24 protein-coding genes and 2 pseudogenes are annotated in these 26,237 nt (G+C 71.2%); 10 read left to right on the top strand and 16 right to left on the bottom strand.

Annotated elements, in window-relative coordinates; genetic code table 11:
* Window positions 1–81: 81 nt before the first annotated feature.
* Window positions 82–1,041 (bottom strand): FKBP-type peptidyl-prolyl cis-trans isomerase, encoded by a 960-nt coding sequence (locus tag FHE66_RS02855; RefSeq protein WP_139071477.1) that lies wholly within the window; start codon window positions 1,039–1,041, stop codon window positions 82–84.
* A gap of 107 nt (window positions 1,042–1,148) precedes the next feature.
* Between FHE66_RS02855 and FHE66_RS02850 the strand changes: the two genes are divergently transcribed.
* Window positions 1,149–2,303, top strand: coding sequence for a cysteine desulfurase family protein (locus tag FHE66_RS02850; protein ID WP_139071476.1), 1,155 nt, complete (start codon window positions 1,149–1,151; stop codon window positions 2,301–2,303).
* A 601-nt stretch (window positions 2,304–2,904) separates the two neighbouring features.
* Here the strand turns inward: FHE66_RS02850 and FHE66_RS02845 are convergent.
* Window positions 2,905–3,537, bottom strand: coding sequence for a hypothetical protein (locus FHE66_RS02845; protein WP_139071475.1), 633 nt, complete (start codon window positions 3,535–3,537; stop codon window positions 2,905–2,907).
* Between the two features lie 137 nt (window positions 3,538–3,674).
* Between FHE66_RS02845 and mnmA the strand changes: the two genes are divergently transcribed.
* Together mnmA and FHE66_RS02835 are read left to right on the top strand one after the other, a co-directional pair.
* Window positions 3,675–4,787: a tRNA 2-thiouridine(34) synthase MnmA gene (mnmA, locus tag FHE66_RS02840; protein WP_139071474.1), complete on the top strand. Its 1,113-nt coding sequence runs from the start codon at window positions 3,675–3,677 to the stop codon at window positions 4,785–4,787.
* 45 nt (window positions 4,788–4,832) lie between these two features.
* Window positions 4,833–5,720 (top strand): TIGR01777 family oxidoreductase, encoded by an 888-nt coding sequence (locus FHE66_RS02835; RefSeq protein ID WP_139071473.1) that lies wholly within the window; start codon window positions 4,833–4,835, stop codon window positions 5,718–5,720.
* Between the two features lie 3 nt (window positions 5,721–5,723).
* Here the strand turns inward: FHE66_RS02835 and FHE66_RS02830 are convergent, their stop codons facing one another.
* On the bottom strand, window positions 5,724–6,503 hold the full coding sequence (locus FHE66_RS02830; protein WP_139071472.1) for an ABC transporter permease: 780 nt from the start codon (window positions 6,501–6,503) through the stop codon (window positions 5,724–5,726).
* The gene (locus FHE66_RS02825) at window positions 6,496–7,479 is read right to left on the bottom strand and encodes an ABC transporter ATP-binding protein (RefSeq protein ID WP_139071471.1); all 984 of its coding nucleotides are present in this window, start codon (window positions 7,477–7,479) and stop codon (window positions 6,496–6,498) included. The genes FHE66_RS02830 and FHE66_RS02825 overlap by 8 nt, the downstream gene beginning before the upstream one ends.
* A gap of 94 nt (window positions 7,480–7,573) precedes the next feature.
* Between FHE66_RS02825 and FHE66_RS02820 the strand changes: the two genes are divergently transcribed.
* Window positions 7,574–8,275 (top strand): TetR/AcrR family transcriptional regulator, encoded by a 702-nt coding sequence (locus FHE66_RS02820; protein WP_139071470.1) that lies wholly within the window; start codon window positions 7,574–7,576, stop codon window positions 8,273–8,275.
* A 198-nt stretch (window positions 8,276–8,473) separates the two neighbouring features.
* Here the strand turns inward: FHE66_RS02820 and FHE66_RS02815 are convergent, their stop codons facing one another.
* The 3 genes from FHE66_RS02815 to FHE66_RS02805 are packed head-to-tail and all read right to left on the bottom strand — an operon-like array spanning window position 8,474 to window position 11,301.
* Complete coding sequence (locus tag FHE66_RS02815; protein WP_139071469.1) at window positions 8,474–9,433, bottom strand: 1-phosphofructokinase family hexose kinase; 960 nt, start codon at window positions 9,431–9,433, stop codon at window positions 8,474–8,476.
* Window positions 9,430–10,197, bottom strand: coding sequence for a DeoR/GlpR family DNA-binding transcription regulator (locus tag FHE66_RS02810; RefSeq protein ID WP_139071468.1), 768 nt, complete (start codon window positions 10,195–10,197; stop codon window positions 9,430–9,432). Before FHE66_RS02810 ends, FHE66_RS02815 begins: the two co-directional genes overlap by 4 nt.
* A 45-nt stretch (window positions 10,198–10,242) precedes the next feature.
* Window positions 10,243–11,301: a zinc-dependent dehydrogenase gene (locus FHE66_RS02805; RefSeq protein WP_139071467.1), complete on the bottom strand. Its 1,059-nt coding sequence runs from the start codon at window positions 11,299–11,301 to the stop codon at window positions 10,243–10,245.
* Between the two features lie 255 nt (window positions 11,302–11,556).
* Between FHE66_RS02805 and FHE66_RS02800 the strand changes: the two genes are divergently transcribed.
* Window positions 11,557–13,497, top strand: coding sequence for a PTS mannitol transporter subunit IICBA (locus tag FHE66_RS02800; RefSeq protein WP_230976632.1), 1,941 nt, complete (start codon window positions 11,557–11,559; stop codon window positions 13,495–13,497).
* 77 nt (window positions 13,498–13,574) lie between these two features.
* Here the strand turns inward: FHE66_RS02800 and FHE66_RS02795 are convergent, their stop codons facing one another.
* A complete protein-coding gene (locus tag FHE66_RS02795; protein ID WP_139071465.1) occupies window positions 13,575–14,906 on the bottom strand; it encodes an alkaline phosphatase in 1,332 nt (443 codons plus the stop codon).
* A 307-nt stretch (window positions 14,907–15,213) separates the two neighbouring features.
* Here FHE66_RS02795 and recQ point away from each other — a divergent pair, with 307 nt between their 5' ends.
* The 3 genes from recQ to FHE66_RS02780 all read left to right on the top strand — a co-directional run bounded on the left by recQ (window position 15,214) and on the right by FHE66_RS02780 (window position 18,364).
* Entirely contained in the window at window positions 15,214–17,043 is a 1,830-nt protein-coding gene (gene recQ, locus FHE66_RS02790; protein WP_139071494.1) for a DNA helicase RecQ, read from the top strand.
* A 32-nt stretch (window positions 17,044–17,075) separates the two neighbouring features.
* On the top strand, window positions 17,076–17,738 hold the full coding sequence (locus tag FHE66_RS02785; protein WP_139071464.1) for a hypothetical protein: 663 nt from the start codon (window positions 17,076–17,078) through the stop codon (window positions 17,736–17,738).
* A gap of 119 nt (window positions 17,739–17,857) precedes the next feature.
* Window positions 17,858–18,364 (top strand): hypothetical protein, encoded by a 507-nt coding sequence (locus tag FHE66_RS02780; RefSeq protein WP_139071463.1) that lies wholly within the window; start codon window positions 17,858–17,860, stop codon window positions 18,362–18,364.
* On the opposite strand, the pseudogene FHE66_RS02775 reads toward FHE66_RS02780, so the two are convergent.
* A pseudogene (locus FHE66_RS02775) lies at window positions 18,361–18,786 on the bottom strand (integrase core domain-containing protein); the annotation flags it as partial. The gene FHE66_RS02780 and the pseudogene FHE66_RS02775 overlap by 4 nt on opposite strands.
* A 367-nt stretch (window positions 18,787–19,153) precedes the next feature.
* Between FHE66_RS02775 and FHE66_RS02770 the strand changes: the two are divergent.
* Entirely contained in the window at window positions 19,154–19,873 is a 720-nt protein-coding gene (locus FHE66_RS02770; protein ID WP_176554616.1) for a DUF3800 domain-containing protein, read from the top strand.
* 168 nt (window positions 19,874–20,041) lie between these two features.
* Here FHE66_RS02770 and FHE66_RS02765 read toward each other — a convergent pair whose 3' ends face one another.
* On the bottom strand, window positions 20,042–20,239 hold the full coding sequence (locus FHE66_RS02765) for a hypothetical protein (protein ID WP_139071461.1): 198 nt from the start codon (window positions 20,237–20,239) through the stop codon (window positions 20,042–20,044).
* Entirely contained in the window at window positions 20,227–20,802 is a 576-nt protein-coding gene (locus FHE66_RS02760) for a hypothetical protein (RefSeq protein WP_139071460.1), read from the bottom strand. Before FHE66_RS02760 ends, FHE66_RS02765 begins: the two co-directional genes overlap by 13 nt.
* A gap of 405 nt (window positions 20,803–21,207) precedes the next feature.
* Between FHE66_RS02760 and FHE66_RS02755 the strand changes: the two are divergent.
* A pseudogene (locus FHE66_RS02755) lies at window positions 21,208–21,405 on the top strand (integrase core domain-containing protein); the annotation flags it as partial.
* A gap of 109 nt (window positions 21,406–21,514) precedes the next feature.
* On the opposite strand, the gene FHE66_RS02750 reads toward FHE66_RS02755, so the two are convergent.
* The 5 genes from FHE66_RS02750 to FHE66_RS02730 all read right to left on the bottom strand — a co-directional run bounded on the left by FHE66_RS02750 (window position 21,515) and on the right by FHE66_RS02730 (window position 25,901).
* On the bottom strand, window positions 21,515–21,865 hold the full coding sequence (locus tag FHE66_RS02750; protein ID WP_139071459.1) for a hypothetical protein: 351 nt from the start codon (window positions 21,863–21,865) through the stop codon (window positions 21,515–21,517).
* Between the two features lie 106 nt (window positions 21,866–21,971).
* Entirely contained in the window at window positions 21,972–22,706 is a 735-nt protein-coding gene (locus FHE66_RS02745; protein ID WP_139071458.1) for a CFI-box-CTERM domain-containing protein, read from the bottom strand.
* 47 nt (window positions 22,707–22,753) lie between these two features.
* Window positions 22,754–24,064 carry a hypothetical protein gene (locus tag FHE66_RS02740; protein WP_139071457.1) on the bottom strand — a complete coding sequence of 437 codons (1,311 nt, stop codon included), beginning with the start codon at window positions 24,062–24,064 and terminating at the stop codon, window positions 22,754–22,756.
* Window positions 24,065–24,084: 20 nt separating this feature from the next.
* Entirely contained in the window at window positions 24,085–24,909 is an 825-nt protein-coding gene (locus FHE66_RS02735; protein WP_139071456.1) for a hypothetical protein, read from the bottom strand.
* Window positions 24,910–25,010: 101 nt separating this feature from the next.
* Window positions 25,011–25,901 carry an HIRAN domain-containing protein gene (locus tag FHE66_RS02730; RefSeq protein ID WP_139071455.1) on the bottom strand — a complete coding sequence of 297 codons (891 nt, stop codon included), beginning with the start codon at window positions 25,899–25,901 and terminating at the stop codon, window positions 25,011–25,013.
* Between the last annotated feature and the right edge of the window lie 336 nt (window positions 25,902–26,237).

Genomic DNA, 26,237 nt, shown 5'->3' with positions numbered 1-26,237 from the left:
GGGCCCCGGACTCGCGTCCGGGGCCCTTCTCGTACGTCAGCCGGCTCGGCGTCGGCCGGCTCGGCGTCAGCCGGCTCGGCGTCAGCCGGCGTAGAGGATGTCGACGACGAAGACGAGCGTCGAGCCGCCGGGGATGTTCTCACCGGCGCCCTCGTCGCCGTAGCCGAGCTCCGGCGGGATGACGAAGAGGACCTGGCTGCCCACGGTCTTGCCGATGATGCCCTGGTCCCAGCCCTGGATGAGCTGGCCGGCGCCCGCCTCGAACGGCAGCGGCTGGCCGCCCTCCCACGAGGAGTCGAACATGGTGCCGTCCCAGAGCCAGCCGGTGTACTGGGCGTAGACGTAGTCGCCCGCCTCGACGGCCTTGCCGTCGCCCTCGATGAGCGGGACGGCGACGAGCTCGGTGGGCGGGTCGCCTGCGACCGGCTCGATGCTCGGGGCGCCGTTCTCGGCGAGCGTGACGGTGGGCAGACCCTCGGGCGCGGGCACGGCGGTGCCCTGGGCGCGCGCGGGCAGCGCCTCGAGGACCTCGATCGCCATGAGCGCGGCGGCGCCCTGCGTCGGCGAGGCGAAGACGACCCGGGAGCCGACGTTCTGCTCGAGGAGCACGTCGACGAGCGCGGGGACGGTCGCGTCCTTGGTCACGACGAGCGGCTGGGGCTCGGCCTCGTACGTCGAGTCGAGCACCTCCCCGTTCTCGCCGTTGACCTGGGTGAAGTGGACGAGGAGGATCTGGCCCTCCTCGATCGGGGCGCCGTCACCGGGGCTGACGGCCGCGGCTGCGGTGCCGCTCACCGTGAGCGGCTGCTCGAAGGTCAGCGTCGCCTCCGAGCCGGGCTCGCCCTCGACGGTGATGGCCTCGAGCAGGGCGACGTCCTCCGGCGCGTTGCCGGCGTCCGGCTCGGCCGTCGCGTCCTCCGCCGGTGCGGTGGAGGCGGTCTCGGTGGCCGTGTCGGCCGGGTCGGCGCTGTCGCCGGAGCAGCCGGCGAGAGCGAGGACGGCCGCCAGCGCAGCGGCCGTGACGGTTACGGATCGGCGCACAGATGTGCCTTTCGTGTCAGCGGGACGGTGCCGCTCCCCGGTGGCACCGCGCACAGCCTAAGTGCAGTTCCTGAAAGGCTCCTGTGTCCGTCCGTAGACTTGAGGGCATGCACTACCTCGACCACGCGGCCACGACCCCGGTCCGTCCGGAGGTCGTCGAGGTGTACGCCGCGGAGCTCGCCGGCGAGGGCAACCCCTCCTCCCTCCACGGCGCCGGCCGGTCGGCCCGTCGCCGGCTGGAGGAGGCGCGCGAGGAGATCGCCGCCGCGCTCGGGGCGGAGCCCGCCGAGGTGCTCTTCACCTCCGGGGGCACCGAGGCGGACAACCTCGCGGTCAAGGGCGCCGTCTACGCCCACCCCTCGCCGCGGCCCCGGCTGCTCGTCAGCGCCGTCGAGCACCACGCCGTGCTCGACGCCGCGGCCTGGCTGGGCGAGCAGGGACTGGCCGATGTCGCCTTCCTGCCGGTCACGGGTGAGGGCACGCTCGACCTCGACACCGCCCGTGAGCTGCTCGCGCAGGGGGAGGCACCCGCGCTCGTGTCGGTCATGTGGGCGAACAACGAGACCGGCGTCGTCCAGCCGGTCGAGGACGTCGTCGCGCTCGGGGGCGGGGCGCCGGTGCACTCCGATGCGGTCCAGGCGGTGGCCCACCTCCCTGTCGACTTCGGGGCGAGCGGGCTGGCGGCGATGAGCCTCACCGGGCACAAGCTCGGCGGGCCGGTGGGCACGGGCGCGCTGCTCGCCCGGCGCGACCTCGCGCTCGCGCCGGTCCACCACGGCGGCGGCCAGGAGCGCGGCGTGCGGTCGGGGACGCTCGACGTCGCCGGGGCGCGGGCGCTGGCCCGGGCGGTGACGCTCGCCGTCGCCGACCGTGAGGCCGAGAACGCGCGGCTCGCCGCGCTGCGCGACCGGCTCGTGGCCGGGGCGCTCGCGGCCGTCGACGGGCTGCACCTCACCGGGGAGCACGCGCCGCGCCTGCCGCACGTCGCCCACTTCACCGTCGAGGGTGCCGACGCCGACTCCCTCCTCTTCGGGCTCGACACCGCCGGGATCGCGGCGTCCGCCGGCTCCGCGTGCCAGGCCGGGGTGCAGGAGCCCTCGTTCGTCCTCGTCGCCATGGGCTACCCGGCCGGCCTCGCGCGCTCCGCGCTGCGCTTCTCCCTCGGCCGGACGACGACCGAGGCCGACGTCGACGCGGCGCTCGCCGTCCTGCCCGACGTCGTCGCCCGCTCCCGCGCCGCCAACGCCACCCGGGCCCGCTGACCCCGGCCGCTGCCCACGCCGCCACCCCACCCCTCCCGCTCCCCCCTTCCCCGCGAGAGCGGACTTGTGCGCGACAGCGGACTTGTGCGCGAGAGCCGACTTGTGCGCGAGAGCGGAGTTGTGCGCGAGAGCCGAATTCGTCGCGACAGCCGAGTTGTGCGCGAGAGCCGAGTTCGTCGCGACAGCCGAGTTGTGCGCGAGAGCCGAGTTCGTCGCGACAGCCGACTTCCGATCGAGAGCCGGCTCTCGTGTCAGAGCCGATTTCAGCGCGAAGCGGAGTCTGGTCATTGCCCTCGGTTCAACGCGAGGCGGCGAGTGTCCGACGACGGCGGCTGCCACAGGGATGTCGAGCGTCGTGACCGAGTCGGCCTGCGGAACTCCGCTGTCGCGAGCAAGTCGGCTGTCGTGCGGAAGTCGGCTCTCGTGCGGAGCTCCGCTGTCGCGAGCAACTGCGCTGTCGTGCGGAAGTCGGCTGTCGTGCGGAGCTCCGCTGTCGCGAGCAACTCCGCTCTCGTGCGGAAGTCGGCTGTCGTGCGGAAGTCGGCTGTCGCGGGGGGAGGAGGGGGGAGGGGGAGATGGGAGGGGGGACAGAGGGGGCGGGTCAGTGGGGGAGGCGGATGGTGGTGACGAGGTCGGTGATGCCGGGGTCGCGCGGCGCGGAGCCGAAGCCGAAGCGCACGGGCGGGTCGAGGGGGCGCAGCGGGCCGAGGTCGGTGCCCTCCCAGCGGGTCCCGGCCGCGACGAGCCGGTGGAGGTCGTGGGCGCCGTAGTGCTCGGTGCGCCCGCCCCCGGCCGAGCCGCGGGTGCGCACGCCCCGCAGCAGGGCCCGGGCCACCGGGTCGGTGACCCGGGTGAGCGCGGGCGCGGTGGCCAGGCGGCGCGGCACGAGGCGCAGCACCCGCCCGAGCGCCGGCCGCTCCCCGACGAGCAGGTGGGCGGTGAGAGGGCCGGCTTGCAGCTCCCAGACCTGCCCGGCGGACGTCGGTGTGGCGGCGAGCGGGCGTCCGTCGACCACGACCGACACCGGCGTGACCACCGTGGAGTCGAACGTGTAGGTCGCGGCGACGAACTCGGCCACCTCGGCCGACGGCGCGAGGAGCAGCCGCTCGCCGTCCGGCCGCTCGACCATGACGTCGGCGAACGTGCCGAGCGGGGAGGCGTGCCAGGCGCCGAGGACGAGCCGGGTCCCGCTCGCGGTGCCCCAGCCGGCGATCCGTCCGGTGAAGGTGGGCATGGCCCATCGTCCACCGGCCGGCGGCCCGGCGCAGACCGGTGGATGGAAGCGCGGCACATCGGCGACGTACCCTCGGGCGGGGGGCACGTCGCGGGCGTGCCCACCGCGCGCAGGAACAGAGACGGAAGGGGAACAGGATGCGGGTGCTGGCAGCGCTCTCCGGCGGCGTCGACTCCGCCGTCGCAGCGGCGCGCGCCGTCGACGCCGGGCACGACGTCGTCGGCGTCCACATGGCACTGTCCCGCTCCCGGGCCCAGCACCGCACCGGCTCGCGCGGCTGCTGCTCGATCGAGGACGCGAGCGACGCCCGCCGCGCCGCCGACGTCCTCGGCATCCCGTACTACGTGTGGGACCTGTCGGAGGAGTTCGAGGAGACCGTCGTCGCCGACTTCCTCTCCGAGTACGCGGCCGGCCGCACCCCCAACCCGTGCGTCCGCTGCAACGAGCACATCAAGTTCTCCGCGCTCCTCGACCGCGGGCTCGCGCTCGGCTTCGACGCCGTCGCCACCGGCCACTACGCCCGCATCGTCGAGCGGCCGGACGGCGGTCGCGAGCTCCACCGTGCCGCGGACCTCGCCAAGGACCAGTCCTACGTGCTCGCCGTCATGGGCGCCGAGCGCCTCGCCCGCTCGCTGTTCCCGCTCGGGGACGCGCCGTCCAAGGAGGCCGTGCGCGCCGAGGCCGCCGCCCGCGGGCTGTCCGTCTCGGCCAAGCCGGACTCCTACGACATCTGCTTCGTCGCCGACGGCGACACCCAGGGCTTCCTGCGCGAGCGGCTCGGTGCCCAGCCCGGCCCCGTGCTCGACCCCGACGGCAACGAGGTGGGCACCCACGACGGCGCCTACGCCTTCACCGTCGGGCAGCGCAAGGGCCTGCGCCTGGGCCGGCCCGCCCCCGACGGGCGCCCGCGCTACGTGCTCGGGACCGACCCGCGGACGAACACCGTCGTCGTCGGCCCGAGCGAGCTGCTCTCGGTCACCGAGCTTGCCGCCGACCAGACCGTGTGGCTCGCCGACGACGTCCCGGCCGGCCGGTGGACGACGGCGCAGGTCCAGGTGCGCGCCCACGGCGAGCCGGCCGCGGCGCAGGTCCGGCACGAGGACGACGGCACGCTCGCCGTGCGGCTCGAGACGCCGCTGCGCGGGCTCGCGCCCGGCCAGTCGGTCGTCGTCTACGCCGGCACACGGGTGCTCGGCCAGGCGACGCTCACCCGGGCCGGTCGCGGGGCGCTGCCCGTCGCCGCCGGCTGACCGGCGCCCGCGCGGGTGGTGCCCGGCGCCGGTAGCGTCCGGCCCATGAAGGTGCTGCTCGCAGGGGCGTCCGGTCCGATCGGCAAGGCCGTGCGTGACGCGCTGCGCGCCGACGGGCACCACACCCGCACGCTCGTGCGGCGCACTCCCACCGGCTCGGAGGAGTACGAGTGGCGCCCCGCGGAGGGACAGGTGCCCGTGGAGGCGATCGAGTGGGCCGACGGCGTCGTCAGCCTCTCCGGCGCCCCGCTCGGGCGGCTGCCGTGGACCCGGGCCTACCGCCGGGAGATCTACCGCAGCCGGGTGAGCGCCACCCGCACGCTCGCCGCCGCAATCGCGGCCACGCCCCGGCGCCCCCGCGTGTGGGTGAGCGGCTCGGCCACCGGCTACTACGGGGACCGGCCCGGCGAGCTGCTCACCGAGGAGTCCGGGCCGGGGGAGGGGTTCCTCGCCGGCGTCGTCAGGCGCTGGGAGGCTGCGACCGGGCCCGCCGACGGCCTCACCCGGGTGGTCCACGCCCGCACCGGCGTCGTCATGACGCAGGGCGGGGCGCTCGGGCCGCTCGCCCTGGCCACCCGGCTGGGCGCGGGCGCCTCGATCGGCAGCGGCGGCCACCTGCTGCCGTGGATCTCCCTGGAGGACGAGGCGCGCGCCATCGTCCACCTGCTCGCCGACTCCTCCCTCGCCGGGCCGGTCAACCTCACCGGCCCCGAGCCCGCGACGTGGGACGACCTCACCCGCTCGCTCGCCCGGGAGCTGCGCCGCCCGCACCTGCTGCGGCTGCCGGCGCCGCTCCTGCGCCTCGTCATGGGCGAGGTCGCGGAGGAGATGCTGCTGCCCGACCAGCGGGTCGTCCCGGCGCGGCTCGAGGCCGACGGCTTCAGCTTCCGCCGCCGCACCGTCCAGGAGGCGGTGGCGGCGGCGTTCGGCTGAGCCTCAGCCGCGGCGCACGAGCGCGCGCAGCGTCACCGCGACGCCGAGGACGCACCACACGCCGAGGACGAGCAGGTCGCGCCCGCTCGCCTCGAACGTCTGGGAGGCGAGCCCGGCCCGCAGCAGGTCGGCGCCCGGCCGCGCCGGGAGCACGTCATGCACCGACTGGAACCACGCGGGCAGCTGGGTCGCGGGGAAGGTGATGGGGGAGAACAGCAGCACGAAGAAGACGAGCACCTGGGTGAGGAGCTGGGCGAGCAGCGGCTGCAGGCTGACCGCGATCGCGTAGCCCACCGCCGTCGCCGTGAGGGTGACGAGCAGGGCGGCGGCGACGAGGACGGGCCAGTCGATGTCGAAGGTGAGGTCGTAGCGCAGCCGGGCGACGAGGACGCCGACGGCGACGCTCGGCAGCGCGATGAGCAGCCACACCGTCATCTCCGCGGCGAGCAGGAGCGGACGGGCGATCGGCAGCGAGCGCATGTAGTTGAACGTGCCGTCGGTACGCGAGCGGGAGACCCCCTGCGGGACGATGACGAGCCCGACGGTGAGGAGCAGGACGGTCGGCGCCCCGGTGGAGAGGAACAGTGCGGTGCCCGGGTCGATGTCGGGGATGAGGAAGCCGAAGCCGACGATGATCCCGGCCGCGAGCAGCGCCTGGATGACGACGACGAGCGGCAGCAGCGGGCCGATGGAGGCCACCTGCCAGCGCAGCAGGGTGCGGTAGGTGGCCCACGGGCTCACCTGGACGGGCGCGGGCCGCAGGGCGGTGGCGGTGTCAGACACGGGCGGGCTCCTGGTCGGTCGGGACGGACGGGGCGGCGTCGTCGGGGGAGGTGAGGGCGAGGTAGGCGTCCTCGAGGGTGGCCGGGGCGAGGGAGTAGCCCTCGACGGCGCCGGACTCCCGCAGGGTCGTCGCCCACGTGACGGCGGCGGCGGCCTGGGCGGCCGGGACGGTGAGCAGCGTGCGCCGTCCCGCGCGCACCGTGCGGTGCACGGTGACCGGCGGCCGGCCGAGGTCCGGGTCGGTGGCCTCCGGCGGGAGCTGGAGCTCCAGGCGCAGGTCGGTGTCCTGGGTGCCGCGCAGGGCGGCTGGGGACCCGGCCGCGGCGACCCGGCCACGGTCGAGGACGACGAGCTCGTCGACGATCCGCTCGGCCTCCGTGACGTTGTGGGTGACGAGCAGGACGCCGGCGCCCTCGTCGCCGCGGCGGCGCACGGCGTCCCAGAGGAGACGGCGGCGGGCGGCGTCGATGTCGTTGGTCGGCTCGTCGAGGACGAGCAGCGGGGTGGGGGCGGCGACGGTCATCGCGAACGCCGTGAGCCTGCGGACGCCGCCGGACAGGCCGCGCCCCTCGGGCAGGGCGCGCCGGTCGAGCCAGGGGCGGATGTCGAGCTCGTCGGCCAGCTCCTCGGCGACGGCGCGCGCCCGGCGCGGGGGCAGGCCGCGGACGCGGGCGGCGAGCTCGATGGCCGTGCGGGGCGTGAGGCCCTCGATGGGGGCCTGGGCCTGCGGCTGGAGCGCGACGTGCCGCCGGGCGGCGGCGGGGTGGGCGACGGCGTCGGTGCCGCCCACGGTGATGCTCCCGGCGTCGGGGCGCAGGAGCCCGACGACCTGGGAGACGAGCGTGGTCTTGCCCGCGCCGTTGTGGCCGAGCAGGCCGACGACCTCGCCGGGCCGCACGCGCAGCGAGATGTCGTCGTTGGCGACCACCGCGCCGAAACGACGGGTCAGTCCGGTGATGTGCAGGACGTCGTCCATGGGTGCTCCTCAGATACCAGCGGTATGCAGATACTCACGGTATCCGGATACTTTCGGTACGTCAACGGGTCGCGCAGCGCCTAGGATCGGGGTGATGACGGACCTGCCCGACCCGATCTCCCGCCGCGACCGCCAGCGCCAGACGCGCGAGGCGCTCGTCTTCGCCGCGCGCGAGGCGTTCGCCACCGACGGCTACCACGGCGCCAACCTCGAGAACATCGCCCGTCGCGCCGGGTTCTCCAAGGGCGCCGTCTACTCGAACTTCGACGGCAAGGCCGGCCTCTTCCTCGCCGTCATGGACGCGAACATGGACGTCGCCTTCTCCGACACGTGGAACCCGTTCGACCGGGTGGACGAGCAGCCGCCGCCCGAGATCGCCGGCGACCTCACCCACGAGGAGGTCACCGCAGCGATGGCGGGCTTCGCGCTCGCGACCCTCGAGTTCATCGCCGTCGCCGCCCGCGACGAGGCGCTCGCCGACCAGATGGCCCAGCGCATGCAGCGGCTCACCGAGGCGTACACCGCCGTCGCCCGTCAGTACCGGAGCGAGGAGGACCCGGTCTCCGTCGAGGAGCTCGGCGCGCTCGTCGCCGCGCTCGACCAGGGCTCGGGCATCCTCCTCCTCGGCGGCAGCGCGGCGATGGACCAGCGGCTGCTCCGCACGGGCGTGCGCCGGCTGCTCGACCCGGCCGGCGCGGCCGACGCGGTGGACGACGACGCGGGCGGCGCCCCCCTCCACGACCTCACCGTCCAGCGCCGCATCGCCGCGAGCCTCACCCAGCCGCAGCAGGGCTGACGCCGCGCGCGGGCCGGGCCGTGCCTGCGCCCGCCGCGCGCGCCCGGCCCGGGCCCGCCGCGCCGAGGTCGCACATCTCGATCAGCGTCCCGCTGACATCTCGTGCGACCGCTGACGGCAAGGTGCGGCCTCGGCGGGAGGGGGTGGCGTGCGCCGCGGCTGGCGGGGGCGGCGGCCCGCGCCCGGCGCCGCCTCGCGTCAGGGGGTCGGGCTGGGCGTGAGGGGGGTGGCGTGGACGGGGCGGGGGTCGACGTCGGTGGGGCGGGGGATGGTCGTGCCCGGCAGGCCGGCGGCAGCGCTGCCGTAGGCGACCGCGAGGGCCAGCCGCTCTGCCGGCGGGAGCCCGCGCTCGGTGGCGAGGAGGTAGCCGAAGAGGCTGGAGTCGCCGGCGCCGACCGTGCTGACGACGGCGGTCGGCGGGGCAGGCGCGTGCCAGGCGCCGTCGGCGGTGACGAGCACGCCGCCCGCGCTGCCGAGGGTGACGAGCACCGCGCCGACCCCGCGGTCGACGAGCGCCCGGGCGGCGGTCGCGGCGGCGGCCGGGTCGCTCTCCAGCACCACCGGGTCGCCCCCGGTGAGGGTGGCGAGCTCCTCGCCGTTCGGCTTCATGAGGTCGGGCGCCGCGGCGGGCAGGGCCGCGGCGAGCGCGGCGAGCGGGGCCTCGCTCGTGTCGACGGCGACGCGGGCGCGGGTGGTGCGCAGCCGCCGGACGAGCTCGGCGTACCAGCCGGCCGGTGCCCCGGGCGGTAACGACCCGGCGAGCACCACCCACGTCGCCTCCGCGGCGAGCGCGACGACGGCGTCGGCGAGCAGGTCGAGGTGGCGCCGCTCGACGGCGGCGCCGGGGTCGTTGACCTTCGTCGTCGTGCCGTCCGGCTCGGAGATCGTGAGGTTGACGCGCACCGGCCCGGCCGGCTCGAGCGGCCGGCAGTCGATGCCCGCCGCACGCAGCTCGGCGACGAACGGGTCATGCGGCGCGGCCGGCAGGACCGCGACGGTCGGCAGGCCGGCGGCCACCGCCGCGCGGGAGATGTTCACGCCCTTGCCCCCGGCCTGGGCGGTCGTCGACGCGGCGCGCAGGACGGCGCCGCGCTTCAGCGGCCCGGCGAGCGTGACGGTGCGGTCGCTGCTCGGGTTGGCGGTGAGGGTGAGGATCATGCGAGGACGACCTCCACCGCGTGCGCCGTCAGCGCCCGCATCATCGCCCCGCTCGGCTCGGCGTCGGTGACGAGGACGTCGACGTCGGCGAGGTCGGCGAAGCTCACCGTCGTGTCCCGGCCGATCTTCGTCGCGTCCGCGAGGACGACGACGCGGCGCGCGGCCCCGACGAGCGCGCGCTTGACCGCCGCCTCCTCGGAGTCCGGGGTGGAGAAGCCGTGCTCCTCGGTGACGCCGTTCGTGCCGAGGAACGCCACGTCGACCCGCACCCGCTCGAGCACCTGCGTCGTGAGCGAGCCGACGGCGGCCTGGGTCGTGGCCCGCACCCGGCCGGGCAGGAGGTGGAGGTCGATACCGGGCATCGGGGCGAGCCGGGCCGCGATCGGCACCCCGTGGGTGAACGCGGTGAGCCGCCGTCCGGGCGGGATGAGCCCGACGAGCCGCGCCGTCGTGCTGCCGGCGTCGACGGCGAGGGTGCCGCCGTCGTCGGGCAGGAAGCGGGCGGCCGCGGCGGCGATGCGGTCCTTCTCGCGCGCGCGGGTGACGTCACGCTCGTCGAGGTGGCTCTCCGTGGCGGTGAGGACGGCCGCCGGGACAGCGCCGCCGTGCACCCGGCGCAGCAGCCCGAGCCGCTCGAGGGCGCTGAGGTCGCGACGGACCGTCTCGGTCGTCACCGCGAACTGCTCGGCCAGGTCGGTGACCCCGACCCGGCCGCGGTCGACGACGAGCCGCGCGATCGACTGCTGGCGCTCCTCCGCGTACACGGTGCCTCCCCTCCGGTTCCGGCGTCCCGATGCTATGCGCTGGTCTCAGGGCTCGACGGTGACCTTGATCGCGGTGCCGCTGCGGACGAGCTCGAACGCGGACATGACGTCCTCGAGCGGGATGCGGTGGGTGATGAGGTCGGAGACCGGGACCTGGCCGGTGGAGATGTACTCCAGCGCGCGGCGGTTGTGCTCCGGGGCGGAGCCGTTGGCGCCGTGGATGTGGAGCTGGCGGTAGTGGACGACGTTGGAGTCCAGCTCGATGACCGGGTCGTTCTTCGGCAGCCCGCCGAAGAAGGAGATGCGCCCGTTGCGCGCGGCCATCGCGACCGCCTGGGTCTGGGCGACCTTCGCGGCCGTCGCGGTGATGACGACGTCGGCGCCGCGCCCGCCGGTGAGCTCGCGGACGCGCTCGACGACGTCCACCTGGGAGGCGTCGATCGTCTCGTCGGGGTGGGCGGCGGCGGCGGACATGGCCAGGCGCTCGGCGTTGACGTCGACGAGGATGATCTTCCCGGCCTTGTGGACGCCGCGGGCGAGGCGGATGTGCATGCAGCCGATCGGGCCGGCGCCGAAGACGACGACGACGTCGCCCTCCTCGATGCCGAGGAGCTCCTGGGCGTTGATGGCGCAGGCGAGCGGCTCGGCGGCGGAGGCCTCGGCGAAGCCGACGTTCTCCGGGATCCGGTTGAGGCCGTCGACCTTGAGCACCTGGGCGGGGACGATCATGTACTCCGCGAAGCCGCCCTCGTACTGGTAGCCCATCGAGGTCTGGTTCTCGCACACGGCCATCCAGCCCTTGCGGCACTCGTGGCACTCCCCGCAGGGGACGGCGGCGATGACCTGGACGCGGTCGCCCACCTGCCAGTCGGTGCCGAAGCGGGCCGCGACGTCGGCGCCCACCTCGACGACCTCGCCGGCGATCTCGTGGCCGATGGTGCGCGGCGGGCTGAGGTTCTGGTGGCCGTTGTTGAAGATCTTGACGTCGGTGCCGCAGGTGGAGCAGCTGCGGACCCGGATCTTGACCTCGTCCGGGCCGGGCGTGGGCTCCGGCTGGTCCTCCAGACGGACATCCTCGGGTGCGTAGAAACGCAGAGCCTTCATCGGTCCTCCCAAGCGATCGGCCGGTGACCGCTCCGGCCACCGCGCCCCTCATGATAGCCACACAACCGGGTGTGGGATCAAGTGGGAATACTTGGCATTGAGTCCGGATGGGTGTTAACTGGCCCCGATGCGTGAGGTGCATCACCGGCTCGAGGAGGAGAGATGTCCGCACCCACAGATGTGCACCCGGCACGAGGTCGGGAACGAGGCGGCGTGAGAGTCGCCGTCCAGAAGCTTGGCACCGCCCTGTCCAACATGGTGCTGCCCAACATCGCGGCCTTCATCGCCTGGGGCCTCATCACCGCGCTGTTCATCGAGGTCGGCTGGATCGTCCTCATCGGCAAGGCCTTCGGCTACGAGGGCGGCTACGGGTTCGTCGAGCACCTCGGCGGCTGGGGCGCCGGCGCGGACGGGACCGGCATCGTCGGCCCGATGATCACCTACCTGCTGCCGATCCTCATCGGGTACACCGGCGGCCGGATGATGTACGACGACAACCTGCGCGGCGGCGTCGTCGGCGCGATCGCGACCATGGGCGCCATCACCGGCGCGGACGTGCCGATGTTCCTCGGCGCGATGGTCATGGGCCCGCTGGGCGGCTGGTCGATGAAGAAGCTCGACGCGCTGTGGGCCGACCGGATCCGGCCCGGCTTCGAGATGCTCGTCAACAACTTCTCCGCCGGCATCTGGGGCATGCTCCTCGCGATCCTCGGCTTCGTCGTCGCGGGGCCGTTCGTCGCGGCGTTCTCCCGGGTGGCGGGCGACGTCGTCGACTTCCTCGTCGAGAACAGCCTGCTCCCGCTCACCTCCATCTTCGTCGAGCCCGCGAAGGTGCTCTTCCTCAACAACGCGATCAACCACGGGATCTTCACCCCGCTGGGCACCGCGCAGGCCGACGCCACCGGCAAGTCGATCCTCTTCCTCATCGAGGCCAACCCCGGCCCCGGCCTGGGGCTGCTCCTCGCGTTCGCGGTCTTCGGCACCGGGGTTGCCAGGGCCTCGGCCCCCGGCGCCGCGCTCATCCAGTTCGTCGGCGGCATCCACGAGATCTACTTCCCCTACGTGCTCATGAAGCCGCGCCTCATCCTCGCGCTCATCGCCGGAGGCATGACGGGCGTGGCGACCAACCTCGTCTTCGACTCCGGGCTGCGCGCCCCGGCCGCGCCCGGCTCGATCATCGCGGTCATCATCCAGGCGCCGGTCTCCAGCCTGCTCGGGGTCATCCTGTCGGTGGTGCTCTCCGCCCTCGTCACCTTCCTCGTCGCGGCGGCCCTGCTGCGCCTGGGCAAGGACGAGGACGGCGACCTCGCCGGCGCGACGGCGAGCATGGAGACGATGAAGGGCAAGCGGTCCAGCGTCGCGGGCACGCTCACCGGCGGCGGCGCGGCCACCGCGACGGCCACCCGCCCGATCCGCTCGATCGTCTTCGCCTGCGACGCCGGCATGGGCTCCTCGGCGATGGGCGCCTCCGTCCTGCGGCGCAGGATCAAGGCGGCCGGGCGCGAGGACGTCACGGTCGTCAACAAGGCGATCTCCAGCCTCACCGACGACGCCGACCTCGTCGTCACCCACCGTGACCTCGCCGAGCGGGCGCGCCAGCGCACCCCCTCCGCCGTCCACGTCTCTGTCGACGACTTCATGGCCAGCCCGCGCTACGACGAGATCGTCGACCTCGTGACGCAGGACGGCGCCGAGCCGGCGCCGAGCCCCACGGTGCCCGCCGACGCGCAGCCCGGGTCGCAGGACCGGCCCGCGCCGTCGGGGAACCTGCTCGCCAAGGAGGCGATCGTCCTGTCCGGCCGCGCCCGGACGCGTGAGGAGGCGATCACCGAGGCCGGTGAGCTGCTCGTGGCGAGCGGCGCGGTGCCGCCGGAGTACGTCGAGGCGATGCACGAGCGGGAGCGCTCGGTGTCCACCCACATGGGCAACCTGCTCGCCATCCCGCACGGCACCAACGAGGCCAAGGGCCTCATCACCCGCACCGCGATCTCTGTCGTGCGCTACCCGCAGCGGCTGGACTGGGGCGGGGGCAAGGAGACCGAGTTCGTCATCGGCATCGCCGGGGCGGGGGATGACCACCTCGAGGTGCTGCAGCGGGTCGCGGAGGTGTTCCTCGACGAGGAGCAGACCGCCCGCCTGCGCGCCGCGACCACCGCGGAGGAGGTCCAGGAGGTGCTCGGCGGGGTGAGCGTCTGACCCGACCGGTCACGAGCCCGCCCGCCCCGCCGACGACGGCGGGGCGGGCGGGCTCGTTCGTCCCGGCTGCGGCCGTCTCAGCTGCGGCGGCCGAGCCGCATGGCGTCCAGCACGAGGTCGTGGATGTCGGTGTTGTCCCGCACCCCGACCATGGCCGACGCGCCCGGGCCCTCGGCGCTCGCCGGGGTGGCGCCCCCGGTGTGGCCGCCGGTGGTCCAGTCGACGTAGAACGTGAGGTCGGTGCCGGCAAGGGTGAAGGGCCCCTCCTCGGCCTGCTCGCCCTCACCCGACTCGTCGTTCTCGTCCGGGTTCTCGATGGCCAGGCCACCGGTCTCGTGGTCACCGGCGACGACGATGAGCGTGTCGCGGTTGCGGCTCGCGAACTCGCGGGCCAGGGCGACCGTCTCGTCCAGCGCGCGGCCGGCCTCGACCATCTCCTGCCCGTGGCCGTGGTGGGCCATCTCGTCGATGCCCTCCTCCTCGATGACGAGGAAGAAGCCGTCCCGGTCGCGGGAGAGGACGTCCAGCGCCTTGGACGCCATGTCCGTCAGCGGCACCGACGGCTCGTAGAGCGGGGCGGCGGGGCCGACGTGCTCGAACATCTCCTCGTTGGCGAACAGGCCGAGCAGGCGGCCGCGGTTCGGTGCGGCGGCGAGCTCCTCGGCGGTGCTCACGTACCTGTAGCCCAGGCTCTGCGCCCGCTCGACGAGGTTGCCGGCCGTGCCCTTGCTCTGCTCGCTCGGGTCGCTCGCCGGGTTGTCGGGCCACTGCCCCTCGGTGCCGGCGGGGTACCACCAGTCCTCACCGCCGCCGAGGATGACCTCGACCTCGCTCTCCTCGATGAACTGGCGGGCGATCTCGCTCTGGTTGCCGCGGTCCGCGACGTGGGAGCCGAACGCGGCCGGTGTCGCGTCGGTGACCTGCGACGTCGTCACCAGACCGGTGGACTTCCCGGCGCGCTCGGCGCGCTCCAGGAGCGTGCGTACCGGGTTGCCCTCGAGGTCGACGGCGATCGCGCCGTTGTAGGAGCGCACGCCCGTGGAGAACGCCGTCGCGCCGGCAGCCGAGTCGGTGACGACCTCCTCGGGGTCGGCCGGGTCGGTCTGCGCCCAGCCCTGGTAGCGCAGCTGGTTCATCACGAGCTCGCCCTCGCGCCCGACCGTCGTCAGCCGGATGAGCTCGCGGTGCGCCATGCCCATCCCGTCGCCGACGATGAAGATGACGTTCTTCGCCCTGCCCTCGTCGCGGCCGTGGCCGTGCCCCTGCCCGCGTTCGTGCCCGCCGCGCTCGCGCGCCACCTCGGCGCCGCTCCAGCCCTGCACGGCGGCACCCGTGCCGCCTGCGAGGACCACCGCCAGGGCCGCTCCCACGAGCCTGATCCGACCACCACTGGTCCTGGTCACTCTCATCACTCTCCTCCCCAGAGTCGCCCGTGCTCTCGGGCCCGTACCGTCAGTGGCCGGGTGGGCGCGGGCACGCGGCACGGTACGCCCGGCCGCGGGGCGGCGACACCCGGGGGAGGAACGTCGTCACCTGTGCGGACCGGGCGCGCGGGCGTCCCCCGGCGTCGGACCGACCGCCTACCCTGGCGGGGTGGGTGAGACGTGGAGCGGGCCGGAGCCCGACTGGTACGAGCTGCCGCCGGACCCCGAGTGGGACGTCCACGAGCCCGAGACGGTCGCGGCCTTCGCGACCGACTCGGCCACGGCGGCACCGCTGACGGCGGCGCGGGCGGCCGCGGCGTCGTCGTCCTCCCCGCTCGAGGCGCTGACGAAGGTCTGGGGCTACGACGCGTTCCGCGGTGAGCAGGCCGAGATCATCGAGACGGTGACGCGCGGGGACGACGCGCTCGTCCTCATGCCGACCGGCGGCGGCAAGAGCCTGTGCTACCAGATCCCGGCGCTCGTGCGGGAGGGGACGGGCGTGGTCATCAGCCCGCTCATCGCGCTCATGCACGACCAGGTCGACGCGCTGGAGCAGCTGGGGGTGCGCGCGGCGTTCCTCAACTCGACGCAGACGGTGGAGGAGCGGCGCGAGGTCGAGCAGCGGCTGCTCGCGGGTGAGATCGACCTGCTCTACCTCGCGCCCGAGCGGCTGCCGGTGGCCACCGGCCTGCTCGACCGCGCGCGCATCGCGCTGTTCGCGATCGACGAGGCGCACTGCGTGTCGCAGTGGGGGCACGACTTCCGGCCCGACTACCTCGGGCTCACGCTCCTCCACGAGCGCTGGCCCGACGTGCCGCGCATCGCGCTCACCGCGACGGCGACGGCGCAGACGCGCGAGGAGATCGTGCGCAACCTGCGGCTCGAGGGCGCGCGCGTGTTCGTCTCGAGCTTCGACCGGCCGAACATCCAGTACCGGATCGCGCCCAAGCAGGAGGCCCGCAAGCAGCTGCTGCGGCTCATCAAGGACGAGCACGACGGCGAGGCGGGCATCGTCTACTGCCTGAGCCGCGCGTCGGTGGAGAAGACGGCGGAGTGGCTGGCCGCCCAGGGCGTGACGGCGCTGCCGTACCACGCGGGGCTCCCGGCGCAGGTGCGCTCGCGCAACCAGGCGCGCTTCCTGCGTGAGGACGGCGTCGTCATGGTGGCGACGATCGCGTTCGGGATGGGGATCGACAAGCCGGACGTGCGGTTCGTCGCGCACCTCGACCTGCCGAAGAGCATCGAGGGCTACTACCAGGAGACGGGGCGCGCGGGGCGTGACGGGCTGCCGTCGACGGCGTGGCTCGCCTACGGGCTGCAGGACGTCGTCCAGCAGCGGCGGATGATCGAGGACGGCGAGGGCGACGCGACCCGCAAGCGCGCGCAGTCCCTCCACCTGGACGCGATGCTCGCGCTGTGCGAGACGGTCCAGTGCCGCCGTCAGCAGCTGCTGCGGTACTTCGGGGAGGAGTCCGGGCCGTGCGGGAACTGCGACACGTGCCTCAACCCGCCGCAGTCCTACGACGGCACGGTGGCGGCGCAGAAGCTCATGTCGACGATCGTGCGGCTGGAGCGTGAGCGCGGGCAGCGGTACGGCGCCGGGCACCTGGTGGACATCCTGCTCGGCAAGGAGACCGAGCGGATGGTGCGCTTCGGGCACCGGGACCTGTCGACGTTCGGGATCGGCACCGAGCTGGGGGAGGCGGAGTGGCGCGGGGTGGTGCGCCAGCTGCTGGCCCAGGGGCTGCTCGAGGTGCGCGGGGAGTACGGGGTGCTCGGCGTGACGCCCGCGGCGGCCGAGGTGCTGCGCGGGGAGCGGCAGGTGCTGCTGCGGCGTGAGCCGGAGCGGGTGCGCTCCTCCCGCGGCCCCCGCGTCAAGGGCGCGGCGGCCGAGCTCGACGAGCCGCAGCAGGAGCTGTTCCAGCGGCTGCGCTCCTGGCGGGCGGCGACGGCGAAGGAGCAGGGTGTGCCGGCGTACGTCGTCTTCCCCGACGCGACGCTCGCGGCGATCGCGCAGTCCCGGCCGGTGAACCGCTCGGAGCTCAGCGGGATCTCCGGGGTGGGCGCGGCGAAGCTCGAGCGGTACGGGGAGGCGGTGCTCGAGGTGGTGGCGAACGCCTGACCCGCGCCGGGCCCGGCCGTTACGGTGGCCGGGTGCACCGCGACCCCGAGAGCCGCAGGAACCGCCGGATCGGACCGGGCGACGGGCACCCGCTCCCGCGCTACCGGTGGTGGCAGCCGTTCTCCCGCGCGCTCCTGCACATCCCGCTGACCGAGGACGACGGGCGGGCCTCCACCTGGTCGGTCGACGTGCGGCTCGGGGGCGACTCCGACGACGGCGAGGTCCGCGCGCGGCTGTACCGGGATGGCGTGCACCAGGCCGTCTCGCTGCTGCCGGCCGTGTTCCCGGTGCCGGGCGGCGTCATCCAGGTGGCGGCGAGCGCCTTCGGGCTGCGGCGCGCCCACTTCGTCGGCTACGACGGACGCGAGCACCAGCTCGCCCCGGACCCTGGCTCAGCCGAGGGGTGGCGCGAGCAGCTCGACCGCACCCGGCCCGGGCTGAGCCGCCTCATCGGGGGCGTGTCCATGCTCGTGCTGCTCGTCGCGCTCGTCCTCGGGACGCCGCAGATCGCCCAGGAGATCACGCAGTTCCCGCCGGTGGCCGAGCGCTTCGGGTCCTTCGTCTCCCCGATCCACCTGCCGGCCGGGTGGAACATTGCGCTCTCGGTGGCGGCGGTGGTGGCGAGCACCGAGCGGGGGCTGCGGCTGCGGTACCACTGGCTGCTCGACGGCGGGGTGTTCGACGGCGAGGAGTGAGGTGGTTGGGTCGCTGACGACGCGCGACGTCCCGGGTCCGAACCGCGGACCGATGCAGCATGCGGCCCCTATCCTGACGGCGTCGCGAGAGTCAGAGCCCCAGAGACGTGGTGCCGCCGATGTTCCGAAACCGCCGTGTGCGCATCGCGTCGGTGGCGTGCGCCGTCGGTCTGGCGGCGGTCTACGCGGAGAGCTCGCGGACGTCGGACGCCCTGAGGCTCACCGACGGCAGCGGGGTGCTCTGTGCGTCGGTGGACGACGCAGGGCTCGCGACCATCGGACATGAGCACCTGACCAACGTGTCGGACGGTCCGGTCGACATCCGCCGCGTTGACCTGGACCTGCCCGGCGTCGACCTGCTCGAGTGGTCGGTCCTCCCGGTGGAGTGGCCCGGGGGAGCGGTCTGGGGAGACCAGCTCGCCCCGACGGAGATCCACCACCAGGTCGGACCGGACCGGGCGGCGCTGCTCGTCCTGGTGCTGCGCATCGACGCAGCGAACCAGCCTCCGCCCGTCGCACCGGTGCTCACCTACGAGGACGCGGACGGCCGACCGGGGACGGCCGAGCTGACCTGGCAGCTCACCGCGGCGCCGCCCGGTGAGGCGTGCGAGCTGGACCAGGTGTGATGTCCAGGGAGGTTGTTGAGTCGGGTGACTGGTGGGTGCCCTCCGATGGCGGAGCGGGGTCGGTGGTGATTGTGGAAGTGGAGCCAGGCGGGTAGGTCGGCGTTGCGCTGCTCGGTGGAGGCGTAGAAGTGGGCGTACGCCCAGCCGTCGGCAAGGGTGCGGTGGAAGCGTTCGGTCTTGCCGTTGGTCTGGGGCCGGTAGGGCCGGGTCCATTTCGGGGTGATGGCAAGCTCGGCGCAGGCCTGACGTCAGGCCAGGGAGCGGTAGGCCGAGCCGTTGTCCGACAGAACCCGCTCCACGGCCACGCCGCGGTCGGCGAACCAGGACACCGCCCGTTGGAGCACCCCGATGGCAGCGGCGGCCTTCTCGTCGCAGCAGATCTCGGCGTAGGCGATGCGGGAGTGGTCATCGATGACGGTGTGCCTTGTCCCAGCCAAGCACGCAGGTCTGGCGTAGGTCAAGCTTGAGTGATCATCGGGCAAAATGGGTCGCTCGGCGGCTTGTCCACAGGCTTTGCCGGGGCGTTGACGATGGTGTTTGACAACTCTCCTTACACAATTCTGCCGACTATCTGTGGTCCACAGCCTGTGGACGCTCTGACCAGGGGTTTCGCGGTGGCCGTGAGCGTCTTCCACAGCCCTGTCCCCAGGTTTTCCACCGGCTCGGGGGTTCCCTGCACCGCCCGTGCACCGCTGTGTCCACAGCGCAGACTTGGCGCGTCCGTCACCGTCAGTACCCTGGTGGTAATCCCAATCGTGTAGTTCGGCGGCGAAGGCAGGACAACTGACGGTGCGTAGGTATCTGTTCGCGGACGAGAGTGGCAACTTCGACTTCCGCGACCACCAGCAGTACAAGGGTGCCAGCCGGTACTTCGCTGTCGGCACCCTCTGCATGGACGACCCCCAGCAGGTCGAGGCGCTCAACGCCGACCTGTTCCGGCTGCGCGAGAACCTCGCGGAGCGCGGCACGCACCAGATCGACTCCTTCCACGCGTCTGAGGACCCCAACGAAGTTCGCAACGAAGTGTTCAAGGTCCTGAGCAGCTACGACTTCCGCGTCGACGTGACGATCTTGGAGAAGGCCAAGGCGCAGCCGCGCCTATACAGAACCGACGACCGCTTCTACCAGTACGCGTGGTTCTACCACCTGAGGTTTCTCGCCACCTGGAAGCGGCTGTTCCCCCCGGCCTCTGAGTTGCGGGTCGTCACGGCGGCAATCGGGCAGAACCGCAAGATGAAGAAGGCGATGAACACCGCTGTCGAGAGCGTGGTCGACCAATGCACGCCGGTCGACCTCGACTGCCAGGTGAGGGTCCGCCAGACTCAATCCGACTTCTGCCTGCAGGCTGTCGACTATGCACTCTGGGCAGTCATGCGAAAGTTCGAGAGAAGCGACCCATATTGGGTCGATACCTACCTTGCTGGGCAAGTTGCCTCGGCCTACGACCTCTTCGCACCTGGACGAGTCTTTCATTACGGCCCGAAGCAGAACATCGGACTTGCCGCCTAGGTGCACAAAGACCCGGCATCGGCTAGGACTCAAAGTCCAGAACCCAGGGGTTCTTCTCGCCGATCCGGGCCTCTAGGTAATATCCAAGCACCACGCACCGGTTGTCGCAAACTGCCTGGTCAGACGGTAGCCGGGTAGACGCTGCCCGCCTGGTCGGGCGACAGCCCGTCAGCCAGCAGGCGTGTCGCGTCGTTGAAGTTCGGCGAGGATCTGGCGCTGCCTGTCGTCGATCTCCTCCAACATCTCGCGGATGTCGATCAGCACCGACAGGTCGAGCCCTCCGGCAGAGCGGCTGGTGACCCGCCAATCCCTGCCGAACTTCGACGCGCCACTACCCATCTTCCGGACGCCCTTCAACATGCCCACAGCCGCTCTCCTCGATGTCGATTGCACGGAAGAATCGTAATTACTACGGATACTTCGCATAACCCCTTTGGGCGCAGCGATGCCCTGATCAGCCGAAGCCGACCAGGGCGCTCGCCGCGTTTCTCGCTCCTACCAGTGCCCCCCGGCCAATAGCGCTCTCCCTGCCGCTGCTGGTCTGGGTGCTGCTGGCCCCACGCGTCCAGTACCGCGTCCTGCTGGTCCTCGGCTATGGTGACCGTCTCGCCGGTCGCCAGGTCGTAGAGGCCGCTGAGGTCCGTGGCCGAATCCGCCAGACCAGCCTCAGCCAGCAGCACGTTGATCTTGCCGACCGGCTCGTCGTCGGTCCGGTGGTTGCCCCGCGCTGCGCTCAGGACCCGGCGAGCGGCCTTCTGCTGAGCCGCCGACCCTTCGAGCAGAGGGCGGGCGAGTTCCACCAGGTCCGGGTCGACTCCCTCCTCCTCCCAGTCCTTGACGACACCCTCCCAGTGCTCGTCGTCGCGGATCACCTCCCCCTCGACGCTGAGTGCGATCACTCGCTGTCCGCCCTCGTCGTACGTATCCATCACGCTGCCTCCCTATCGCTCAGGCGGAAGCCAAACGGTGGGAACACCTGGGCGGGAGGGCGATGATCCCGGTCATTACGGGCTAGGGGTACTGCGACGGACGCTCTGCTCCGGCGGTGCTGTAATTCAGGGCACCGACATTGAGCGTCTAAGCAGCAACTCGCTTTGATTCGCGCGCACCTCGAGGCTCCACGCTTCAACGCAGGCACAGATGCCATGCGTGAATGCATGCTGGTAGACAATCCTATCCCTGACTACATCGTGCGAGCGCTCGCGTACGTGAACCTTGCCAATCTTGGCGGTGGTGCGCCCACAGTCGAAGAACTTGACGTCTTTGCCTACCGCCACGGGCGCGCCTTCACCGACGCGGTCGCCCAACTGGGGCGGTGCAGAAGTTCATCCGACCCCCACTGCCCCTGGCAGAACGGCAAGGTCGAACGCTTCAACCGCACCCTGCAAACCGAGTGGGCCTATCGCCACGCCTTCACCAGCAACCAGCACCGCCGCGACGCCCTTGCCCCATGGCTGCACACCTACAACACTGAACGCCGCCACACCGCACTCGCCGGCCAGCCCCCGATCACCCGAGTGTCACCAACCTGATGGCCGAGTACAACTGGCTGCCTAAGGAACGTCCTCGCCGAGCCGCACCGCGAGCCGCTGTGCGTCCCGGTCGGAGCGGCCGGCGGGCTTGGGCTAGTCTTCGCCAGGTTCAAAACACTAGCTTCTCCATTGCTGCCACTCCTGCGAACCACCCGATAAATAGCGTGGAGATAGTCGCGCCTGCAATCCACAAGCTTGATTGCCTGGCGGCTTGTTCAGCATGTTCCCTTCGTGATCGGTACAACGACCGTTCGCCGTCAGCTGCTTCGAAGGTCTTCCGTGCGTACATCACGGCGCACGCCATGGGAGTGAAACCTGCGAACGTGAGCTTGCTGAGTGAGCTGCCGTAGAGCGCCCAGATCATGCCCAGCGACAGAGCGACGAAGATTGTAGCCCAGACAACCGAGGCAATGCGGGTGTCTCGTCGGGGAGGGGATGACCGTTCGATGTTCTCCGTCACGGCTCACGACGATACGACCAAACTGGCCTGACCGGGTCCGTTTTCGGGATTGCGAGCGTGGCCGATCTCGCGCCCTGTCCCCGACATTGAAGGCAGCGCCCGGGTGCTAAGCAGCTGTGCTGTCCGGGTCGGCGTAGGGCTGGCTCGCATAACCCCGGGCCTCAAGGCGACTGACCCAAATATTGAGTAGCGCCCTTATCGGTGCCTGGACGGCATGGACGCGGCCAAGAGTGCGGACAAAGGCAGGGCTTGTGGCGTAGTAGCAATGGATGAACGCCCTGCCGGCAGCGGTTTTCGCAAGCCCCTCGTCCCGGTAGCGGCGCAGGGTCCAGAGCGGTTCGCAGTCGTACGAGCCATACACTGCGGTGGCGAGGTAGCAGCCAGAATTCTCAGCCCGGCCCTCGGCCGCTGCGGGTGCGAGCCCGGCCAACTCCTCTTCGATGTAGGCCAGGTTGGCAGCATAAGAGCCCATGTAGGTCTGTACCCGTGTAGGGATCGTGCGGTCAAGCCGGATGAAAGTCTCTTTGAGATCGCGAAGTCGGCGGACGAGCTCATCACGTGTAATAGATTGCTCGCCTGGTCGTCGAGCTTCAAGTGCCATCAGCCCGACCATCGCCCTGTTGTGCTCGCGCATGAATGCCGATTCCGTGCTTGTGCACGCGTCATAGCTGGCGTCAGCGTAGTGCAGCCAATCCCCGGAGTAGCCGTCGATTAGCGCGTTCGCCTTCTTCTCGAGATCCCGAATCTGAGTGGGGGTCATTGACTCATCGCGCTGTGCACGCCTAAGTCGCATTGTGAGCATCCTCAGTTCCCCATAGAAGGTGTTGAAGTCATTAGGCATCTGCGGAATCACTCCTCGTGCTGGTTTAGGGGTGGGGCGGCGGCTTATTAAGCTTGGGCAACCGCAGTGAGCTCCTGTGTTGAACTCATGCCCACCCACATGTTTTCGCGATGCCATTCGAAGTACGAAGCACTCGCGGCGGTGTAAGAGGAGCAAGGACGACCTTCGAGCTCGGACAGGCGCGTGTTGATGGCTGCTGTCTCAGCAACTTGTGCCGTGCGCAGGCGACCCGACGTGTCCACTGTTACGTAACCCGATTCGAAAAGTGCGTCACAGCCGAAGACGCACGCTGGCATGGCCACGTTCGCGATATCTCTCCGCTCGGGGTCTGAGCACACAGCTCGTCTTTTTATGTGTGCTGCCCAAAGGAACCTCACCGGGTAGCGCTCGCCGCACAAGGCGCAGCTAGCAACGGTGGCGCTGCCGAAGAGCCGTCGACGAAGCTTCGCCTGTTCGCCTCGCGCTACGCCTGTCACGGCAATGGAAAGATCACCTTGGAAGGTGAGATTGTCGCGGCCCTCCTCGCTAGACGGCTGGCCAGAGGCAGCGTCACCTGGAGTGGGCTCAGCAATCCGAAGTACCGGCGGAGAGCCTGCCCACGCAGCCCCGGGCAGTGTTGAAAGTACGGCTCCAATGAAGGCGCTGCGATAGCCGACATCATCAGGGTGGATCGTGACGGCCCCATCGGTAGCGAGTTTCTCGAGTGCATGCTGCACGTCGGACACGGGGACGGAGGAACCGTTGAGCGATTTGTCCGTCTGGACAATTGCATTACCGTTAGTGACGCCCAGAATAATGTTCGTGCGACCTGTCAGCGTGGTCAGTGGGACGCCAATAAGTCGACGCAGCAAGTCTGCAGCTCCGACAAGCGCCTCGGCGGGCAATGATGGCACTGCTGCGGCTCGTAGCGAGAAGCGGGCACCGAAGCGGGCGCTGAAAGCGTCGAAGAACGCTTCTGACAACGGAAAGAGGTAGCCCAGCTTGACGCCGGCATTCACCTGGAAGGGTCCGCTCGGTGGCTCGTTGATTCGCCAATCTGTCGGGATTTGCTCACGATGGATCGGTGGGGCGACGTCAGCGTATGCAACCCTCACAAGGCGACCATCTTGCTCCCACATATCGCTGGGCAGGCTAGATGGTCGGCGGGTCGGCACGGCGAGCGATGAAACGGAACTTACCGCTTTCACGGCCTGGCCGGCATAGTGAATGACTACATCGCCGATCTCAACTTTGTCCAGGCTGTCCCAGAAGGCGCGTGTTCCTTTGCTATCCGCAGTCCGCATTGGGGCCCAAAGGATGCCTTCGCTCCGCTCCTCCTTGTAGGTCACACCTTGGTTGACCCACCAAAAGTTCGTCATGATGCTCCGTACCTCGATAGTTAACGTTTCGTTGTAGTGCTCGATTGGGTGGGGTGGGCGGGCCGACAGCGCCGTATGAGTGGCATCTGCCCCTCCGTCTGCCGCTTCAAGGGTGCTGTGCGCCGGAGATCCCACAGTCGCCATGCCTCGTTCAGCATCAGCACGGCAGCACCGAACGACTGCACGACTTCCTGCAGCGATGACGAGAGCCGCCTGATTTCGCCGCCGCCGCCCGGCAAGGGGGTGCTGTCCGTCGGCCGAACGTGGAACGGCCACATTCGCGCGTGCGCTGCCGCGCTGCTCATCCGCCATTCGTAGGCCAGCGCCCGACGTTGCCAGTCGTCCCGGCCAGCCAAGTGCTGAGCCGCCGCCCTCATCATTGCCGTGGACTCGAAGGTGCCCTTGTAGCCGCCGTCCGCCCGCGCCTTCAGGAGCCGCTTCTTGTCCTCATCGAGCCGCTCTACAGTTGCCTCGATCAGCGTCAAGAAGTCGGCGGATACGTCCTTGGCGATCACCGGGTCCTTCGTGTAGTCACTGAGGAATGTCGCGTGGAGCTTTCGCTCGTCAGCCATGACGCTGCGGGCACGGTTGAGCCGTTCCGTTCGGTTCCCGGTGAGTACCCAGACCGACTGTGACGCCCCTAAGAGCGCGGCGCGCGTGACCGTGAAGAACGCGGACGGGCGCAGCGGAGCGTCTGCGTTCGTGAGGTCGTCGGCTGCGAGCAAGAGGTGGTCCATAGCCGTCGTGATGCCGTACCAGGCGACCGTGCTTAGCAGGTAGCCCGACTCCAGGGCGTCGTCAGCGGCGAGCGAGCTCCCGAGCTCCACTGGGTCGGGATCGCCCATGCGCTGCTCCCATGCACGCACGGCTGCGACACACTCCTCGAGACGCTCACGCCAGGCGTCTTCGGACTGATCGCCGACCCTGCGCCTCCGTGCCGGGGGCGTCATTCGCTGATCGAGCCGGCAGTGGGCTGCTCTCGGTTGAGAAGCCGCTCAGCCTTATGCAGCCGCTCGGCGATCTTGTCGGGGAACTCGCCAGGTGGGCAGGCTTCCTCGTAGCGGCGAATGACTGCCACCTCACCGGATGCATCCTTGACCTTCCGGTAAACAATTGCGGCCTGCTCGGTCGGCCACTGCTGGGGCGGCCCGCCCATGACGCCCGCCTCCTTCTCGGCAGCCTCGATGCACTCGTGCAGGAGCTTCAGTGCCTGCTCGTACTTTTCCGCGCGCTTGAGGTTGTTCACGTCGCCCCGCCACCAGGTGAAGGGCTTGCTGCGGACCATGCTCACGTCCCGGGCGCGATCCTGGAGAGCGATGCGCTCACGGTTCTCCGCTTCCTCACGGGCGAAGTCGCGGTCCTCACCGGACGCTCCGGTGAACTCGAGCGTGACGCGGGCACGCCAGGTGCCGCCGTCCGGCACCGCCCAGATTCGGGCCGGGACAGCGGGCTGAATGCCCTCTGCAATCGACTCTCGGGTGGGGCGGGACAAGGCCTGCGCGTACTCGCGGGCGAGGTAGCCGACGTGGAGGTCATCAACGATGATGGCGACCGCGTTCCGGTCGTACTGGTTCTTCGGTTCGGGTACGAGAAGGGCGGTCCGCGAGATTACGCCGCCGCTTGCCCGCCCCGCCCGCAGGAACAGGGTCTTGAACGCCTCGCGGCGATACGATTCGCCTTCGACTTCGAGGTCTTCCATTTCCGGGTCCTGAATGACGTGCACCCGCCGTGACGGGTCGATGTCGAATTGCGCACGGGATTCTCGCTTGGGTGGTGCCTTCGGCGCTGGAGCAGCGGTGCTTTGCTTCGGCTTCCTGAACAGGTCCAGCAGTCCCACGTCGATCCCTTCGCCCAGGGGCCACCTATTAGGCGGCCCGCCGTCCGTTTACTGGAAGGGTACGCGTGGGTTCCGACAGACTTGTGTCGTTCGGGAGTGCAGCTCTGCTGCGCGAGCACCGCCCGTACCGTCGAGGCGTACCAGCGCTGCCCCGCCCTGCGTCGTCGGCACGCCCTCAGCGGTGAGTGCATCAGCGATCTTCCGCAGGGAGAGGCAAGCCTCCCGGCCGGCTCGAATGCGGGCGACGGTCTCGTCGCTCATGGTGCGCGGCCTGCCAAGGATGACTCCCTCAGCCTTCCGCTGCGCCATGCCCTCCCGGGTGGGGACGCCGATGAG

This window comes from Georgenia sp. 311 (assembly GCF_006151955.1).
Classification (GTDB): Bacteria; Actinomycetota; Actinomycetes; order Actinomycetales; family Actinomycetaceae; genus Oceanitalea; species Oceanitalea wutianyii.
Note: the sequence above shows the minus strand (reverse complement) of the source record. Positions and strands in the feature narration are given on the sequence as shown.